This window comes from Pantoea sp. SGAir0430 (genome assembly GCF_043549295.1).
The window spans coordinates 265,206-282,430 of sequence record NZ_CP039427.1; the positions used below are offsets into that span (position 1 = coordinate 265,206).

The 17,225-nt window shown below is 54.5% G+C and carries 13 protein-coding genes, 1 tRNA gene and 1 pseudogene; 13 read left to right on the forward strand and 2 right to left on the reverse strand.

Going from position 1 to position 17,225, the window contains the following annotated elements; translation table 11 throughout:
* Nucleotides 1-46: 46 nt before the first annotated feature.
* The 11 genes and pseudogenes from E7738_RS01365 (at nucleotide 47) to E7738_RS01415 (ending at nucleotide 14,547) form a co-directional block, all read left to right on the forward strand.
* On the forward strand, nucleotides 47-1,105 hold the full coding sequence (locus tag E7738_RS01365) for a hypothetical protein (RefSeq protein ID WP_081035989.1): 1,059 nt from the start codon (nucleotides 47-49) through the stop codon (nucleotides 1,103-1,105).
* Entirely contained in the window at nucleotides 1,089-4,529 is a 3,441-nt protein-coding gene (locus tag E7738_RS01370; RefSeq protein WP_031280023.1) for an ImcF-related family protein, read from the forward strand. Before E7738_RS01365 ends, E7738_RS01370 begins: the two co-directional genes overlap by 17 nt.
* Nucleotides 4,526-6,127 (forward strand): type VI secretion system protein TssA, encoded by a 1,602-nt coding sequence (gene tssA, locus E7738_RS01375; RefSeq protein WP_021509127.1) that lies wholly within the window; start codon nucleotides 4,526-4,528, stop codon nucleotides 6,125-6,127. The genes E7738_RS01370 and tssA overlap by 4 nt, the downstream gene beginning before the upstream one ends.
* 41 nt (nucleotides 6,128-6,168) lie before the next feature.
* The gene (tssF, locus tag E7738_RS01380) at nucleotides 6,169-7,923 is read left to right on the forward strand and encodes a type VI secretion system baseplate subunit TssF (protein ID WP_394516014.1); all 1,755 of its coding nucleotides are present in this window, start codon (nucleotides 6,169-6,171) and stop codon (nucleotides 7,921-7,923) included.
* Nucleotides 7,887-8,972 (forward strand): type VI secretion system baseplate subunit TssG, encoded by a 1,086-nt coding sequence (gene tssG / locus E7738_RS01385; protein ID WP_394516015.1) that lies wholly within the window; start codon nucleotides 7,887-7,889, stop codon nucleotides 8,970-8,972. The genes tssF and tssG overlap by 37 nt, the downstream gene beginning before the upstream one ends.
* Entirely contained in the window at nucleotides 8,950-9,495 is a 546-nt protein-coding gene (gene tssJ / locus E7738_RS01390; RefSeq protein ID WP_031280024.1) for a type VI secretion system lipoprotein TssJ, read from the forward strand. The genes tssG and tssJ overlap by 23 nt, the downstream gene beginning before the upstream one ends.
* On the forward strand, nucleotides 9,495-9,950 hold the full coding sequence (gene tssE / locus E7738_RS01395; RefSeq protein WP_394516016.1) for a type VI secretion system baseplate subunit TssE: 456 nt from the start codon (nucleotides 9,495-9,497) through the stop codon (nucleotides 9,948-9,950). Before tssJ ends, tssE begins: the two co-directional genes overlap by 1 nt.
* Nucleotides 9,951-10,773: 823 nt before the next feature.
* Nucleotides 10,774-11,412, forward strand: coding sequence for a hypothetical protein (locus E7738_RS01400; protein ID WP_394516017.1), 639 nt, complete (start codon nucleotides 10,774-10,776; stop codon nucleotides 11,410-11,412).
* Between the two features lie 67 nt (nucleotides 11,413-11,479).
* The gene (locus E7738_RS01405) at nucleotides 11,480-12,244 is read left to right on the forward strand and encodes a transcriptional regulator (RefSeq protein WP_394516322.1); all 765 of its coding nucleotides are present in this window, start codon (nucleotides 11,480-11,482) and stop codon (nucleotides 12,242-12,244) included.
* Nucleotides 12,245-12,347: 103 nt separating this feature from the next.
* Nucleotides 12,348-13,128, forward strand: a pseudogene (locus tag E7738_RS01410) (GIY-YIG nuclease family protein); the annotation flags it as partial.
* A 54-nt stretch (nucleotides 13,129-13,182) separates the two neighbouring features.
* Nucleotides 13,183-14,547: a VasL domain-containing protein gene (locus tag E7738_RS01415; protein ID WP_394516018.1), complete on the forward strand. Its 1,365-nt coding sequence runs from the start codon at nucleotides 13,183-13,185 to the stop codon at nucleotides 14,545-14,547.
* Nucleotides 14,548-14,581: 34 nt separating this feature from the next.
* On the opposite strand, the gene E7738_RS01420 is transcribed toward E7738_RS01415, so the two are convergent.
* Together E7738_RS01420 and E7738_RS01425 are read right to left on the reverse strand one after the other, a co-directional pair.
* Nucleotides 14,582-14,656, reverse strand: a tRNA-Arg gene (locus tag E7738_RS01420).
* Between the two features lie 88 nt (nucleotides 14,657-14,744).
* The gene (locus tag E7738_RS01425; protein ID WP_394516019.1) at nucleotides 14,745-15,686 is read right to left on the reverse strand and encodes a formate/nitrite transporter family protein; all 942 of its coding nucleotides are present in this window, start codon (nucleotides 15,684-15,686) and stop codon (nucleotides 14,745-14,747) included.
* A 243-nt stretch (nucleotides 15,687-15,929) separates the two neighbouring features.
* Here E7738_RS01425 and ccmA point away from each other — a divergent pair, with 243 nt between their 5' ends.
* Entirely contained in the window at nucleotides 15,930-16,544 is a 615-nt protein-coding gene (gene ccmA / locus E7738_RS01430) for a cytochrome c biogenesis heme-transporting ATPase CcmA (RefSeq protein WP_394516020.1), read from the forward strand.
* Nucleotides 16,544-17,203, forward strand: coding sequence for a heme exporter protein CcmB (gene ccmB, locus E7738_RS01435; protein WP_058758454.1), 660 nt, complete (start codon nucleotides 16,544-16,546; stop codon nucleotides 17,201-17,203). Before ccmA ends, ccmB begins: the two co-directional genes overlap by 1 nt.
* Nucleotides 17,204-17,225: the final 22 nt, after the last annotated feature.

The following is a 17,225-nucleotide window of genomic DNA, read 5'->3' on the forward strand; positions in this document are numbered from 1 at the left end:
GGCGCGCGCCCCTGACGGCAAGCGATGGTTGTCAGCGGGGGCGCTGATGGTGTTGCTGTGCGGGGGAGGCGGCGCGCTGCTTCATCCTGCCGGGAGCGGTGCCGGACTGGTGATAAAAGGAATGGCTGGCGCGGTGATTCTGATGGGCGTGCTCTGGTTAATACGTTTGCTGTATTACCGGACGTCGGCCCATAACGCCCGGTATTACCAACAACTGGTTGAGCAGCAGCAGCAGGCCTGGTGGGAGCGGCATCAGAACCGTTTCGCGCTCAGTGAAATGGTGCTGCTGGGCCCGGGCGGGACCGATACGCCACACTGGCTGCGGCTGCTAAAGCGTGAGCATCGGGTTCCTGAGATAAAAAATGAGACGAGCGGGAAAGCGCTGCGTATCGGTCGAACGCTGGTCGATACGGTGGCTGAGCGCGAGGCTTTACTGGCAAAAATGCTGGTGCTGCAATGGCGGACGCAGCGCGCAGATTCCTCTCTGCCACACTTATGGCGCTGCTACTGGCAGGGTTCTCTGGATGCCTGGCGTGCATTCTGTAGCCAAATGCAGGTTTCATTTCCTGACGTGGCGCTTCCTGAAAAACCGGAGACATGGCAAGGCGAAGAGACGTTGTCTGCACTTGCCGCAACGGCTCAAACGCTTCCTGAAACAGAGGCCATTCTGGTCGCCGGGTGTCATTCGATAGCTGCCTCGTTTAATTCTGCGCAGCCTGCCGGTGAGTCCGCTGCACTGTGTCTGGTTGCGCAGAAAGGGCTGGTCAGCCTCACCCGGGGGGAAGTCTACGATATCGCCGGGAAAGAGGTTTTAACCGCAGTCTGCGAACGAGCGGAGCAGCAAAGCGACCTCGAAACGCCGCATGACACCTGCATCCTGTTCTCACAGCCGGCGCTGCCCACCCTGGCGCAAAGCGGCTGGAATGTGACCCATCACGTTCAGGACCTCAACTGGGGGAACCCCGGTGATATGGAAATGCTTATCGTGCTGATTCTGGCGGCTCTTTACGCAAAAAATTATCAACAACCCTGCGGCTGGATAGCCAAAGATCCTCTACATACTCTCGCTCTTGGAATTATTAAACCTTATGGTGAAGGAAAATAAACCCGCTGAATTTTCGGTGTTTGCCACGGCGGTGTTGTTTGTTGCTACTGTCACGCTACTTGTGCTGGCAGGTGGGTTACTGTGGTGGTATTGGGGGGAAGATCTCTCCACGGAATGGGACGTGATACGTCGAATCATGACGGCCTGTTTTGTTGTCTGGGGAGTGTCGCTCTGCGTACTGGTGCTGGGGTTTATCGCGTTTCATTTAATGATTCGGGAAAAAGTAATGGGAGAGGCTTCTTCCAGACCGGTCAAAAAGAAAAGAACGCTCCGTCTGCCGCTCAGGGCGGACATCAGCAACCATCTCCGTCGTCGTTATAGCCTCTTCTGGCGAAGTAAAGTCCGCCTGCTGTTAGTCACAGGCGATGAAAACGCCATCGCTCAGTTGGTGCCCAACCTGCAAGCCCGCCAGTGGCTGGAAGGCAACCGCACGGTCTTGATTTATGGCGGCAGCCTGACTGCTGAACCCGATAAGGAAAAATACGCTGCGCTGCGTAAACTGCGCCGCGGGCGTCCGCTGGACGGGATTGTCCGCGTCATGCCGCAGTCGTTTAATCTGACCCCGCAAATCAGCGACAACGATTTACGCGGCCTGGAAAAAATCAGCGAACTGCTGCGCTATTCCGCCCCGGTTTATTTGTGGCAGCTGTGCGACAGCGCCTGGTCGCAGGCAAAACGCACTGAACAGACGGTAGGGGCTACTTTTCCTCTGCGTGCTGAGCCTGACGATATTTGTCGTCAGCTTGAACGGATGCTGTCGGACCTGCGGACGCAGGGGGTGAGCCAGGTCGCTGAGAACAACGGCCACGACTTCCTGCTGCGCCTGGGTCAGCACCTCAAAGACGGCGGTATCGCCCGCTGGGCTCAGCAACTGGTGCCATGGCTGGCAGCCTCTCAGCAGCGCGTTCCGCTACGTGGTCTGATGTTCAGCCTGCCGGACAGTCACTCTATTCATCCGACAGAGGGAACAGCCGACGCTGAGAAATATATCCCGCAATCACAACGCCATGCGCTGACTTTGCCGGTGACCTGGCGGGGTATCGTGGACGACTGTACCCGTGTTCGTGGCCGCCGAGTCGGTATGGCCTGGGAACAGACGCTTGCCTGGACGCTGATGGCCATCATGGGTATCTGGGGGGCGGGAACGCTGCTGTCGTTCGCGGTCAACCGTCAGCAGATCGTTTCTGTTGCTGAGCAGGCCCATGCCCTGGTGGAGCATCCTTCGGTATCGGATAACCAGCTGACGGCGCTGCATACGCTGCGTAATCATGCCGGTCGCCTGCAGCACCGTATTCAGGAAGGCGCTCCCTGGTATCAGCGTTTTGGCCTGGACCATAACCCGCAGCTGCTCGAGGCATTGCTGCCCTGGTATGGCGTGGCAAACAATCGCCTGATCCGCGATCCGGCCAGTGCTGCGCTGACAAAAAAACTCAATGCGCTGGTGAATTCCGAACCGAACAGCGATCGGCGCGCTCAGCTGGCGACGCTGGGCTATGACCAGCTGAAGGCCTGGCTGATGATGGCGCGTCCGGATAAAGCCGATGGCGCGTATTACGCCCAGACCATGAAAACTGTACAGCCGACGCGAAAGGGCATCTCAACCGGCCTGTGGCAAAGCCTGGCGCCGGATTTGTGGGCTTTCTACATCAACGAACTGCCCGGGCAACCACAGTGGAAAATCACCCCGGATGCGCAGCTGGTGAGCCAGAGCCGCCAGGTGCTGTTGCAGCAAATTGGCCGGCGTAACGCCGAAAGCACGCTGTATGAAAACATGCTCACATCGGTGCGCCGTAACTTTGCCGATGTGTCGCTGGAAGACATGACCAGCGGTACTGATGCCCGCCGCCTGTTCACCACTGATGAAGTGGTACCGGGCATGTTCACCCGTCAGGCGTGGGAGGGCGGTATTCAGCAGGCTATCGAAAAGGCCGCCAACTCCCGCCGGGATGAAATTGACTGGGTGCTGAGTGACAGCCGGAAAGCGGTCTCCTCAGATCTGTCGCCGGAGGCCCTGCAAGCACGTCTGACGCAACGTTACTTCACCGACTTTGCCGGTAGCTGGCTGAGCTTCCTTAACAGTCTGCGACTTAATCCTGCGAACAACATCGCAGACGTTACCGACCAGCTGACGCTGATGAGCGATGTCCGCCAGTCGCCACTGATTGCCCTGATGAATACCATTGCCTGGCAGGGGCAGACCGGCCAGCACAGCGAAAGTCTTTCGGATTCAATTATCAAATCGGCTAAAGATCTCGTAAGTGGACAGGACAAGCCAGCGATTGACCAGTCTGCATCAGGGCCGCAGGGCCCGCTGGATGACACCTTTGGCCCACTGCTTCAGCTTTTAGGTAAAAACAAAGGCAGCAACGTTATGTCGGCGGACACGTCACTGAGCCTGCAGACGTATCTGACCCGCATCACCCGCGTGCGTCTGCGCCTGCAGCAGGTGGCCAGCGCCTCTGATCCGCAGGCAATGATGCAGACTCTGGCGCAGACCGTGTTCCAGGGCAAAAGTGTGGATCTGACCGACACCCAGCAGTACGGCAGTCTGATTTCGGCAAGCCTGGGCGAAGAGTGGAGTGGTTTTGGCAGCACGATGTTTGTCCAGCCTCTGACTCAGGCCTGGGAGACCGTGCTTCAGCCGTCGGCGGCGAGCCTGAATGATAAATGGAGCCGCTCGATTGTCGCCAACTGGCAAACTGCCTTTGACGGACGTTTCCCGTTTGCCGCCAGCAAAAGTGATGCCTCTTTACCCATGCTGGCTGAATTTGTGCGTAAGGACAGCGGGCGTATCGAGCGCTTCCTGACGACAGAGCTCAACGGAGTGCTGCACAAAGAGGGCAGCCAGTGGGTGCCGGATAAGGTCAACAGCCAGGGGCTGAGCTTTAACCCGGCCTTGCTGCGGGCGATTAATCAGCTGAGCCAGCTGTCAGACATTCTGTTCACCGATGGCAGCCAGGGCATCAGCTTTGAGCTGCAGGCGCGTCCTGTACCGCAGGTCGTGGAAACCCAGTTGATTATTGATGGACAAAAGCTGCATTACTTCAACCAGATGGCCGACTGGCAGAGCTTCCGCTGGCCGGGTGACACTTACAAACCGGGGACGATGCTGACCTGGACCTCAGTCAACGCCGGTGCGCGTCTGTTCGGGGATTACAGCGGAACCTGGGGCTTTATTCGCTGGCTGGACCAGGGCAAACGCCAGCAGCTTGACCGCAGCCAGTGGATGATGAGCTTTACTGCCCCGGACGGTCGCACTTTGCAGTGGGTGCTGCGCTCACAACTCGGGAAAGGTCCGCTGGCGTTGCTGGATCTGCGCGGTTTCACGCTGCCGGATCAAATATTCAGTGTCGACAGCGCAGCCACCGCGCAGGCGCTGATGGCTGACACCGCAAACAGTGACATGGAGGAGGTCGAAGAATGAGCACACTGCAGAATCTGGTCACCGCCTGTCAGGCTGACGAAACTCAGCTGCGGCAGCAGGCGCAGACGCGCACGGAAAACTGGCAGCCCTGGCTTGTGCCGGTAAGTGGCGCCAGTCCGACCGGTGAAGACCCGGGCTATGATGATGATTTTCAGCGTATCCGCGAAGAGGTCAATAAGCTCTCCGGCATTGATACCGGGTTGATTTGTACGCTTGCCGAAAAACTGCTGACCACTGCGGCCAAAGATATCCGCATTGCAACTTATTATTGCTGGGCGCGCCTGCACCAGGACGGCGAAGCCGGTTTTGCCGAAGGACTTGAGCTGCTGGCGGGATTGCTGCAGCGCTATGGCACGCAGCTTTATCCTCAGCGCGAGCGGAGCCGTAAACCGGCGCTGGAGTGGCTCGCAAGCTCCCGCGTTCTGGACAGCCTGTCACTCTGGCCGGAAGTGATTCGCGACCATGCACTGCGCACTGCCGGTGCGCTGCTGCTGTTGCGCGACAGCCTGGATACAGAGCCGGAAGCATCGCGGCCAGAGCTGAATGCCTTGTACAGCGCGCTGGAATCCCGCCTGATGAAGGCCGGTGGTGTGGATGCCGTGGTACCGCAGAACGCAGGTGATAAGGCTCCGTCACAGATCTCCACGCCTGTGACGGAGCCAGATGCGCCAGTGCTGAGCCGCATCACCTCCGGTCAGGATTTACTGGCCCAGGCCCGCACCCTGACCGGATATCTGCGTGAGCAACCCGATGGCTGGCTTGCCGCACACCGGCTGATGAAAAGCCTGCGTCATGACACGTTGCACAGCATTCCTGCGCCAGATGCACAAGGCAAAACCCGCATAGATCCGCCTCGCGCAGACCAGCGTGCCATGCTCAAACGCCTGTACCTGCAGCAGAGCTGGCTGGAGATACTGGAGCAGGCGGACAGTACCTTCTCGCGTGGCGCCAATCACCTCTGGCTGGATTTGCAGTGGTATATCCACCAGGCGCTGATGAAATCGGGGCATGAGGTGCTTGCCGGGATCATCGCCGCCGACCTGAAAGGATTACTGCGTCGCCTTACCGGGCTTGAAACCCTGGCCTTTAATGACGGTACGCCGTTTGCCGATGAAGTGACGCTGAACTGGATAAATCAGAACGTACTGGACGATATGTCCGGCTGGCGGGATGAGCCGGTCAGTGCTGCCGGTGAAACAGATAACGATATCCTGGCTCTCGAGCCGGAAGCGCTGGATAAAGCGGACACCGACGGTCTGGATGCCACGCTTCGCTGGCTCCAGACGCGCCCGGGTGCGGATTCCGCGAAAGACAAATGGTTGCTGCGTTTGCTGATGGCCCGCGTGGCCGAGCAGAAGGGCAAAAATGAACTGGCCCTGCATCTGCTGGGAGAGCTCGACAGTGCCGCACAGTCCATCACCCTCACACAGTGGGCACCGGCACTGCTGTTTGAAGTGAAATCGCGCCGCCTCAGACTGCTACGCATGAAAGCCACACGCAGTGAAACCGATAAATTACGGTTACAGCCAGATATGGACCAGCTTCTGGCGGGTCTGATTGCGCTCGATCCGGCCAGCAGCGCAGTGCTTTGCGGCTAAAACGCCAGGCATACCTTTCAAACACACATATTCAGGTTTTTATGGATGATTTAACCCTGCGTTATTACGACGCTGAAATGCGCTACCTGCTGGAAGCAGGTGAAGAGTTTGCGCGTGCTCACCCCGAGCAGGCGGCAATGCTCAATCTCGAGAAAGCGGGAGCGCGCGACCCGTACGTGGAGCGGCTGTTTGAGGGCTTTGCCTTCCTGATGGGCCGGCTGCGCGAGAAGCTCGATGATGACTTGCCCGAATTAACCGAAGGGCTGGTCAGCCTGCTGTGGCCACATTACCTGCGTACCATTCCGTCCATGTCGGTGGTGGAATTCACCCCTGACTGGCGCGAGATGAAAGAGCCGATGCGCATCGTCAAAGGTTTTGAGGTGAACTCGCGGCCGATCGGCGAGAAGGGCACGCGTTGCCGGTACACTACAACCAAAGAGATTACCCTTCAGCCATTGTCGCTTGAGAGAGCCCGACTGGCGACCGATCCGGATGGCCGTTCGGTCATCACGCTGCGCTTTAACTGCAGCCATCTTGCCGACTGGAGTCGTGTCGATCTCAGCCAGCTTCCATTCTACTTCAATGCAGACGCCCCGCTGGCCTGTGCCATGCATGAAGCCTTCACCATGAATGTCGCCCGCCTGTGGCTGCGCCTGCCGGGTGACATCGACACAAGACCGCTCGACGGGTATTTCACCGCGCTGGGCTTTGGCGATAACGACGACCTGTGGCCGAAGGGCAGCAGCAGTTTCAGCGGCTATCAGCTGTTGCTGGAGTATTTCACCTTCCGCGAGAAATTCATGTTCACGGGCCTGCGTGGGCTGGAGACCGTGTTCTTTCCGGCTGAGCTCGCATGGTTTGAAATCGACGTGGTGCTGGCGGAGCGCTGGGAGCATGACTTCAGCTTTACCGAAAAACATCTGCGCCTGAACTGTGTGCCGGTGATTAACCTGTTCCCGCTGGAATCTGACCCGCTGACGCTCAACTCTCTGCAGACCGAATACATGCTGCGCCCGATGCGCGTGCAGGATGGTCATACCGAGATTTATGCGGTGGATTCGGTGATGTCATCCAGCCAGCATAGCTACGTGCCGTTTTCGAGCTTTCGCCATAAAGGCGGCATGATGCGCCATCAGGCCCCCGAATATTACTACCACACTCGCGTACGTCGCGGTCCGTCCGGACTGCATAACACCTGGCTTATCCTTGGCGGTGAAGCGTTTGATAACCACACGGTGCCGGAAGACGAGAGCCTGTCGCTGACGCTCACTGGCACCAATGGCCAACTGCCACGACGTGCTCTGCAGAGCACGGTGCTTGATACGGTGATGAAAACCACCTCAGCCAGCATCGCCGTGCGTAACCTATGTGCGCCGACACTACCCTGTTATCCACCGGCGCAGGACCGTTTCCACTGGCGCGTGCTGAGCCATCTCGGCAGCGGATTCCTGTCGATGATGGACAATGCCGACGTGCTACGCGGGACGCTGGCGCTGTACGAATGGACCGACAGTGAGATGAACCGCCGTCGGCTGGAAGCCATCATTGACGTTAAGCACCGCGAAACCGAGCGTTTCGAGCAGGGCTATCTGGTACGCGGTGTGCAGATTGAGGTGACGCTGGACAGTCACGGCTTTGCCGGGCGCGGCGACATCTGTCTGTTCGGCGAGATGCTGAGCCGTTTCTTTGCGCTGTATACCGATATCTATCTGTTCAACCGCCTGATTATCATCCTGCAACCGACCGGAGAGCGCCTGGAATGGGAAGAGAAGCACAACCGCCGCATTCCCGGCTGACCCCGCGGCTGGAAGCCGACCTTCACCGTATCAACTTTTACCGCTTATGCCAGCTGCTGGAGAAGCGTAATCCTGGCAGGCCGCTGATGGGCTCGACCAGCCACCCGGTGGATGACCCGGTGCGGTTTGCGCCACATCCGGGGATGGGATTTCCGGCCAGCGAAATAAAGGCTGTCGAATATGACGAGGAGGATGACAGCAAGCCACCGCTCATCCGCACGACCTTTATGGGGATGTACGGAGTTGATTCCCCTTTGCCGACCGCCTATCTCGACGACATCACTCAGCGTCGCGAAGGGCATGAGGCGCTGCAGGGTTTTCTGGATATCTTCAGCCACCGTATCCTGACGCAGTTTTACCGTGTCTGGCGTAAATACTCCTACCCGGCCACCTTTGAGCCCGGCGGTACTGACGCTATCACGCAGTCACTGCTGGGTCTGGTGGGACTGGGGATACCGGGCACCGCAGAGCACATCGCCACCCCGGTGTCCCGATTTCTGGCGCTGCTGGGTGTGCTGCAGCAGCCAGGTAAAACCCAGGAGGGGATGCAGGCCCTGGTGAGCCTGCTGGCACCCGACACGACGGTGCAGGTGAGCCCGTATTGCCTGCGACCGGTAGCTGTCAGCCAGCCGCTGGGCTTTTACGGTGATGACGATTTTCTGCTGGATGGCAACACGCCGCTGGGCGAAGAGGCGATGGATGCCAACAGCCAGCTGCTGATTGCTCTGTCCACCGATAACGAGCAGGAATCACAGGGCTGGAAACCGGATGGCCTGTTATATCAGGACTTTCTGGTGATGCTGCGGGTGTATCTCGGCTGGCGTTTTAAAGCAAAAATCACCCTGACCACCCGAACCCGCCTGCTGGCTGCACCGCCACTCGGCGAAGGCCCATTCTGGCTGGGGATGAATGGCGTACTGGGCGCGCAAGATGAAGATCTCCCGGAGGATATTCCGCAGACCTTTACCACGGAACTGGGTTATTACGCCGGGCTGGAGCCTGAATCATCACAACAAGGAAACCGACGTGTTACGTACAAGTTTGATTAAATCCGCATGCTGGCTACCTGCGCTACTGGCATTCAGCCTGACGGGGTGTGGGGTGACGCAGGGTATCACCGATGGCACTAAATCGGCATTTAACGCCATGTTTTACAAAAAGATTAAGGTGCTGCACCTGGATTTCACCGCTCGTGAGGCGCTTAACACCGATTCCCGTGAAAGTAACTCGCTGTCTGAGCCGGTGGTTATTCGGGTCTGGCAGCTGAAAGACCGTAAAACCTTCGACAAAACGATCTATCAGCAGCTACTCAGGGATGGCGACACCATCCTGAAAGCCGATCTGCTGGCGACCCGGGATGTAGTAGTAAAACCTGGCGGTGATGCGAACCTCGATATGCCAATGGAAGAAGATGCGCAGTTTGTCGCCGTGGCAGGGCTGTTCCGCCATCCGGATAGGGTTAACAATACCTGGAAGCTGGTGATAGGGCGTGAAGACCTTGACCCGGATAAGCCGCGCATTCTGGAAGCCGGGAACAACCATCTGACGCTACAACCGCTCAAGGACGACTGATGCCCCAGGGACATAACACACCTTCGCTGTATGAAATGCTCACCGGTAACTTCACCGGTGGCCTGGCTCTCGATCAGGTCAGCGAACAAAATCAGGTGATTTTGTCCGTGCTCGATAACATGCAGCGCATCCTCAACTGCCGCGCCGGCACGCTGGCGCATCTGCCAGACTATGGTCTGCCCGATATGACCAAAATCCTGCAGGGCATGCCGGGTACTGCCCATGAGCTGATTGGCACCCTGTCTGCTGTTTTGCTCAGGTATGAGCCGCGCCTGAAGAGCATCAGAGTGGTGCTACTGGAGCAGAATGTCCCCGGTGAGTTGCGTTATGCCATTGATGCTGAATTGAAAGGCATTGGCCTCGTACGCTATGGCACCGAGTTTATGCCCGAGGGACGGGTTCTGTTGAGGCATCTTAAGCAGCAGAAGTATCTTGCTCACCAGGCCAGAGTTTAGCCCGGTTAGTGAATGAATATCCGTAACAAAAACTGGCAGCAAGTGATGTCGTGCAATGGGCATGATTAGGACATCCCATGAATTATCAAAATGGCTAAATACGACCGGACCTTACGTGTTAAAAAAATGACATCAGAATTCAGGAAATGGAGCCAATTAGTAATACATACACAAAACTATATGTTGAATTTCCTTTGCTGTAGCAAGCCGTTCGTCAGCATCTACTGTTATTTTTTTCATTATAGGTCAGGTGCTGATATTTCCATCATAATGTATGCCTTGTTAATTTTTTGTCGCCACTCACGAGTGCAAATCCATGCCAATAAACAGGGGGTGCTATTTTATTGATTATAATTTAATGATGTGAAATGAAATTGCGCTGATTTCCTTAGTGATGAGAAAGTATTTGACGCATTGGAGATATAGCAAGCAAATCTGTGTTAATCCTATCCTGAAACCTGAAGGTATTTCTGTTCGCCAAAGTGAATCATTTAACCAATTGAAAGAAGTGTGACCTATCAGATGGCAATGATAACCCAAAGAGATTGAATATTTAATCAATTTTATGGGGTTTAATATTAATGTTTTTACTCAGTAACCACTGCGCCAGTATGTTGTTATCGTGGCGCATGTATTGTGATTAGGATGTCAGAAATATAGTGGCTTAGGACCGTCTTGCCCCGGTTGATGTCCGAATTATTAAAGTAGCCAACTCATCATTGGTGGCTGATAAAAGGACTGATGTTATAAAAGTTGATCACTGATGCATTCATTGTTGAATGATAGGTGATTTCAAATAGGTGTATTAAAAAGAGAGATGGTAATGAAAAAAGTAAAGTTAATGATAGTAGGGGCGTGTTTCCTTTCGTCTATATTTGTAGCCGCTGTTGCCAGTGTTAATCACGATGGTGAACCATCAGCGCCATACAATTTAAGGTGGGGTATGAGTTACGATGAGGCAAGGAATATTCCGTTGTACTCATTAGAAGTCCAGGGTATTAACTACGCAGGGATGGATCCTAACCTAATCTCTGCAGAGGTAGAACCATCTGAATTGAATGCTAATGAATTCCAGCATGTGATTTTATATTTTGATAAGAAAGCCGGACTGATAGGTGCCGTATTTACAGCATCAGTCGATGAACAGCATGATAACAAAAATAAATTAGCGATAGTTGATAATGGAAAAGAGGGGCTTGAGATTTATCAAAAACAAACTAAATTTCTGGAAAAGCAATATGGTCTGGCTAAAAATAAAGAAGAGACAGTTACTGACAAGAGGAATTTTTATAAAAGCCTTTCTGAATGTAAGAGAAAACAGAAGGAGTGGTATAATAAAGGACTGGATGTTAGCAAAATAACAAATTGCCCAAAATGGCAGAGCGACTACGAAAAAGGCCGCACAGTTGTCTTGCTTACACTTGAACCATATAAAATAACAACGCAATATATATATAAGTAAAGGGGAGCTCATGAATAAAATTAAAAGGGTCACGATTTCTGCTTTTTTTGTGGTGTTTTCTAGTGTTATGTCTTCCGGATGCATACCTATAATCAATACTGCAAAAAATATTAAAAATAATACATTGACACTTTCCGATCATGCTCGGGCAGTTTCAGCAATGGACAACGGGGATCTAAAATCTGCAGAAGGATTCCTTACAGGAAATCTTTATCCTCATCGTTACAGACCAATCAGCGGCGCAGAATCCTGGGGGAGTTTGCAATATCGTGCTGCAAAAATAGTTGCAACAGCTAAAGATAACGGAAGAACAGTACAAAATGATGCACTTTATTTATCGTATCTTAGTTTGTTTAATGCTGAAGAAGGATTGCCGGAGCATCCTGAAATCATGCTTGGTTATATGCATAAAGCAATGGCTATGTTGCTGGCAGACCCGCATTTGCTTGACCATGTTAATTCTGCACACGCCAGTGAATTACCCAGTCAATTTGAACTTGAGCGCTATGCAATATGGCAATATTTAAGTGATGGTGGGGAGGTTAATTGGAAGAAAACAAACGAAAATGGACAAGGGAGATATATTGCTGGCATAAGTTATCGAGAGTGGAATATTCGACTAAGAAAAGCAATTTGGAATCGAGGTGATAAATTCCTGAGCAATATAGGTAAAGCTCAGTTCATTAGTGAGTCAATAGATTATTCCCTTTTTCCTGTTGTTGTTTGCGTATCAAGGCTAAAAGGATGGTCCCTGACGCTGCCTGATAACTATCCTAAACAGAATTTTAGAGGGGGTGGTGATTTTGATTGGAAAACTTGTAAAAATATCTAAATCAGTAAGCACTAATCATTCCCTTCATTGGTTGTCACTATTACTTTAAAAATGGATGAAAAATGCAGCGCATTGCTATTGCCGAACCCAAAATATTCGTAAGAATAACTGGCAAAGTAAATGCGACCAGCTGATTAGGAAAAGAGAGGCTTACTCTGCCTTTAGTGAGAAAATCACCTTTCTGGAACTCGAAGATAATGCTGCCTGGGAAGGCGTCAGGCAGTAGTTTCTGGATAAAGTTGTCCTGCTGAAAAAGCGCAGGAAGACAAAGAGTATCAGGCTGAGATTAAGCATCAGATGCGGGAAGAGAAACAGCGTCAGGATGAGTTGGACCAGCAACAGCGCGAAGCGGAAGAGGAAGAGTAACGCCTTGCTGAGCAGCAGTGTTTACAGGAAGAAGCCCTGCTCGCTGCCGAAGGTGCCCACAGGGAAGAGCTGGAAAGACAGCGCCTGGCGCTGGAGCAGAAAATTCAGGAGGTACACCAGCAATATGAACGTGTCAAATCTATGGTTCAGCTTCCAAAACAGGGACATGTGTATATGATTTCGAATATTGGATCCTTCGGTGAAAATGTCTTCAAAATTGGCATGAAATGACGACTGAAACCCAAGAAGCGCGTAAAAAAACGAGCGGAACTGCCGTACCTTTTTATTTTGATGTTCACGCTATGAGTTCATGCGATGACGCACCCGCACTTGAAAATATCCTGCATGACTATTTGGAAAGTTACCGGATTAACAGGATCCACTTGCGTAAAAAGTTTTTCCGCATCGTACTCAGTCGCATTATCGATGAAGTGGAACGCCATCATGAGCTGGTGGAATACCTTGCAGATCCGATAGCTTTGCAGTATTTGCAAGCCCTTGAGTATGCAGAAAGTTAAGCCGCATAAATAATAATTGCTACTGCTTCAACTACGCCATATGGATATCTGGCCATGGACAATCTTTCCCAACGTAAAATTAAAACCGGCAGCGACCCGCGTAAGCTGCCGGATTATGCTGCTCTGCGTGAAGAGCTGAGCAAATTGACCCATCCGGCACGGCCAGATATAGACTGGCTTTATGTTGAACAACGCTGCCTTTCTCTGTTCGAACAAAACGGAGTGGAGTTGCAGACCGCGGCCTGGTTCACGCTTGCCCGCCTGCAACTGGCTGGTTTGGTCGGATTGAATGAAGGTCTGGCGCTACTGGAAGCGCTGGTGAGCCATCAGTGGGGTGTGCTGTGGCCGCAACCGATCCACGCGCGCATGGACATTCTCACCAGCCTGAGCCAGCGCGTGCAGCAGCAGATGCGCACCCTTTCCCTGAATTATGACGATCTGAGTCAGCTTTATCGTGCTGAACAACTGCTTACCCGCCTGGGGACCGTGTTACAGCGGCTGGAGCTTAAACACCTTAGCCAGCTTGATACGTTGCGTGCTCTGATGCACAACAGTGCCGCCAGGCTGGAAAGCCGTGACGATACGACCAGCGACATCTTGCCCGGCACCACGATAGATGACGGGGCAATATCCGCACATCCGCATGAAACGAAAACCCCTCATAGCGCCAGATGGGTGTATGTCGCGCAGCAGCAACATCAGCCGAAGATAAAGGTGCAGACAGCGGCGCTGGCCCGTCGTAATAACTGGCAATTTTTCAGTGCCGGGATGTTTACCATGCTGCTTATCAGCGTGGTCGCGGTGGGCGGCTGGCAATATCTGCACCGGCCCGATCCACTGCAGGCTCAGCTGGTGGCATCGCTGGGTCCTGTGCCCGCCACACTCACGCCACAGCAGCGGGATGTGCTGCGGCAGCGGACCTCCTTACCATCAGCCTTGATCGCCGACACGCAGCAGCAGTTATCTCGCCTGGAGCAACTCGCGCCCGACTGGAATATTGCGTATGGCCAGCAGCTGGTGGAGCAGGCGCAGGCGCTGTGGCCCGAACAGACGGGTTCGTTATCTGCGCGGTGGCAGTATCAGCTTGAGGCCAGCACGTTGCCAGCGCAAAACCTTGCGGCCTGGCATCAGGGGATGATGAAGCTGGCACAGTTAAGCGAGCGGCTGAATGGACTGGATGAGCAAAAAGGCAAATACATCACGGTGAGTGAGCTGAAGTCCTCGGTATTTGGCATGATGACCCGTTTTCAGCAGGCTGAGCCCATTGAGGAACAATTGCGGCAAATCCACTCGCTACCAGCCAGTGCCCCCCAGCGGCAGCAGCTTATCCGCCAGCTCGAACAGCACCTGCGATCGCAGATTTACACCTTGTGGCAGATGAAAAACAGCATTGAGGTGGCAGAGGGAGATGAGCAATAAGCGAAGCGGTAAACCAAAGCAGAAGAGGCGTTACTGGTGTCCCCTGCAGGAATCGAACCTGCAACTAGCCCTTAGGAGGGGCTCGTTATATCCATTTAACTAAGGAGACGTGCGGCGCGCAGTATAGCGCACCGTGCAGGGGATTTTAACCGTAGGCCGCCTGTTTGCTCAAAGTGTCAGCAATCAGGCGGTGGCGATCACGCTTTTTCCTGATCTTTCTGCTTTTCCTGCTTTTCCTGCTTCTCTTTACGCTTCTGTTCGGCTCGCGCTTTGGCTTTGGCCGCTTCGCTCATATCGTTACGGATCTGCGCGTGACTGATCAGGGCAAAAATCAGTGTACCGCCGGTGATGTTGCCCAGCAGGGTGGGCAGTGCAAACGGCCACAAAAACTCCTGCCACGGCAGCGTGCCGGCAAACACCAGATACAGCACTTCAACCGAACCGACCACAATGTGTGCCAGATCGCCCAGCGCCACCAGCCAGGTCATCATCACAATCACCACAATTTTGGCGCCGCCAGCATAAGGAAACATCCACACCATGGTGGCGATGATCCAGCCCGAAATCACTGCGTTGGCAAACATTTCACCCGGCGTGTGCTCCATCACTTTTTCGCTGATGGCGGTGAAGGCCTGGCGCGTGGCGTCATCGAAAATCGGCATATGATTAAACGCCAGCGCGCCCAGCGCGGTACCAATCAAATTGCCGATCAGCACGACGCTCCACAGCCGCAGCAGCAGCATAAAATTGCCGCCGGTGGGTTTATGCATCACCGGCAGTACGGCGGTGACGGTATTCTCAGTAAACAGCTGCTGGCGCGCCATAATCACGATGACAAAACCAAAGGTGTAGCCGAGATTCTCCAGCAGATAGGCGCCGGGCACGCCAGCGAGGTGTACCTGAAAAATGCCTTTCGCCATCAGCGAGGCACCCATCGATAAGCCGGCGGCAATCGCTGACCACAGCAGCGCCATGCCGTCGCGTTCCAGCTCCTTTTCGCCGTCCTGTCGAATCTCTTCATGGATCGCCGCAGCCCGCGAGGGCAGGGCGTCTTCGTCCACTTCAATATCCGTTCCCTGTTCTTTTTCTTCACTATCCACGTCATTGTCATGCGTGTTATTTGATGGCGATGGCTTCATTTTTTCTCCCGGTGATAATGCCAGTGCGTAATAAGCGTAGACGTTTTTAGCAAGGGCGAAATGTTACAAAGATTCAAATTAAGAGTAACAAGAGATTAGCAAAGGTGGTTTTTTGAGCGCTTTCTTGATCTGATGCGCATGAATACCTCATTTGGGGGAAGGGGGAGCTTGCGCGCAGACTTCGGCCCCTGGTTTGAGTGTGGTATTATTCCCGCCTCATTTATTGCTATGAATCTCCCTTCTATGCTCGAAGTGATTAATCTCGCCTGCGTTCGCGATGAGCGAACCCTGTTCCACGGACTGAGTTTTCAGATGCAGGCGGGCGATGTGGTGCAAATCGAAGGGCCCAACGGCGCAGGCAAAACTTCACTGTTGCGACTGCTGGCTGGGTTAAGCCGGCCAGAGCAGGGCGAAGTACGCTGGCAACAGCAGTCTATTCGCCGGCAGCGCGAAATATGGCAGCAAAACCTGTTGTATCTCGGCCATCATCCGGGCGTGAAATCGGTGCTGTCGCCGCGGGAGAATCTGCATTTCTGGCACGGCGATCGCAGCGAAGACACGCTGTATGACGCGCTGGAGCAGGTCAATCTGCTGGGTTATGAAGAGGTGCCGGTGGCTCAGCTTTCTGCCGGGCAGCAGCGGCGCGTGGCGCTGGCGCGACTGTGGCTCAGCCCGGCTCCGGTGTGGATTCTGGATGAGCCGCTGACCGCCATCGACAAACACGGCGTGGAAAAATTAATGGCGCGCTTCGCCGATCATGCCGATAACGGTGGCGTGGTGATTCTGACGACCCATCAGGATCTGCCGGACAGCCATGCGCGCGTGCGCAAAATTCGTCTTACATCGGAGTGGGCGTGATGCTTGGCCGGGTTATTCAGCGTGAGTTAAAGATTGCCTTTCGCAGCGGCGCGGAAGTGGTTAATCCGCTGTGGTTTTTTCTCATCGTGATTACGCTGTTCCCGTTAGGCATTGGCCCTGAGCCGCAGCAGCTGGCGCGCATCGCGCCCGGCGTCGCCTGGGTAGCCGCGCTGCTGGCATCGCTGCTGGCGCTGGAGCGGCTGTTTCGCGACGACTTTCTTGATGGATCGCTGGAGCAGCTGCTGTTGCTGCCGACGCCGCTGCCAATCACCGTGCTGGGCAAAGTGATTGCGCACTGGCTGATTACCGGGCTGCCGCTGATTTTACTCTCGCCGCTGGCGGCGCTGCTGCTGTCGCTGGATTTTGCTGGCTGGCGGGCAATGGCGCTGACGCTGCTAATCGGCACGCCAACCCTGAGTTTTCTCGGTGCGATTGGCACCGGCCTGACCGTCGGGCTGCGGCGCGGCGGCGTATTGCTGAGTTTACTGGTGTTGCCGCTGTCGATACCGGTACTGATTTTTGCCAGCGCGGCAATTGATGCGGCCGGTCAGGGGTTACCGATCGGCGGTTATCTGGCGATTCTCGGCGCCATGCTGGCGGTCAGCGCCACGCTGTCGCCGTTTGCGACTGCTGCCGCGCTGCGCATCAGTCTGCATTAAGGCGGGCCTCCGGCAGAGAGGC

Bases quoted from the DNA above. Each gene is read 5' to 3' on its own strand.
- E7738_RS01365 (WP_081035989.1), top strand. From the start codon at position 47: ATGGTGTTGCTGTGCGGGGGAGGCGGCGCGCTGCTTCATCCTGCCGGG.
- E7738_RS01425 (WP_394516019.1), bottom strand. From the start codon at position 15,686: ATGAAGCCATCGCCATCAAATAACACGCATGACAATGACGTGGATAGT.
- tssF (WP_394516014.1), top strand. From the start codon at position 6,169: ATGGATGATTTAACCCTGCGTTATTACGACGCTGAAATGCGCTACCTG.
- E7738_RS01370 (WP_031280023.1), top strand. From the start codon at position 1,089: ATGGTGAAGGAAAATAAACCCGCTGAATTTTCGGTGTTTGCCACGGCG.
- ccmA (WP_394516020.1), top strand. From the start codon at position 15,930: ATGCTCGAAGTGATTAATCTCGCCTGCGTTCGCGATGAGCGAACCCTG.
- E7738_RS01400 (WP_394516017.1), top strand. From the start codon at position 10,774: ATGAAAAAAGTAAAGTTAATGATAGTAGGGGCGTGTTTCCTTTCGTCT.
- tssG (WP_394516015.1), top strand. From the start codon at position 7,887: ATGGGAAGAGAAGCACAACCGCCGCATTCCCGGCTGACCCCGCGGCTG.
- E7738_RS01405 (WP_394516322.1), top strand. From the start codon at position 11,480: ATGTCTTCCGGATGCATACCTATAATCAATACTGCAAAAAATATTAAA.
- ccmB (WP_058758454.1), top strand. From the start codon at position 16,544: ATGCTTGGCCGGGTTATTCAGCGTGAGTTAAAGATTGCCTTTCGCAGC.
- tssA (WP_021509127.1), top strand. From the start codon at position 4,526: ATGAGCACACTGCAGAATCTGGTCACCGCCTGTCAGGCTGACGAAACT.
- E7738_RS01415 (WP_394516018.1), top strand. From the start codon at position 13,183: ATGGACAATCTTTCCCAACGTAAAATTAAAACCGGCAGCGACCCGCGT.
- tssE (WP_394516016.1), top strand. From the start codon at position 9,495: ATGCCCCAGGGACATAACACACCTTCGCTGTATGAAATGCTCACCGGT.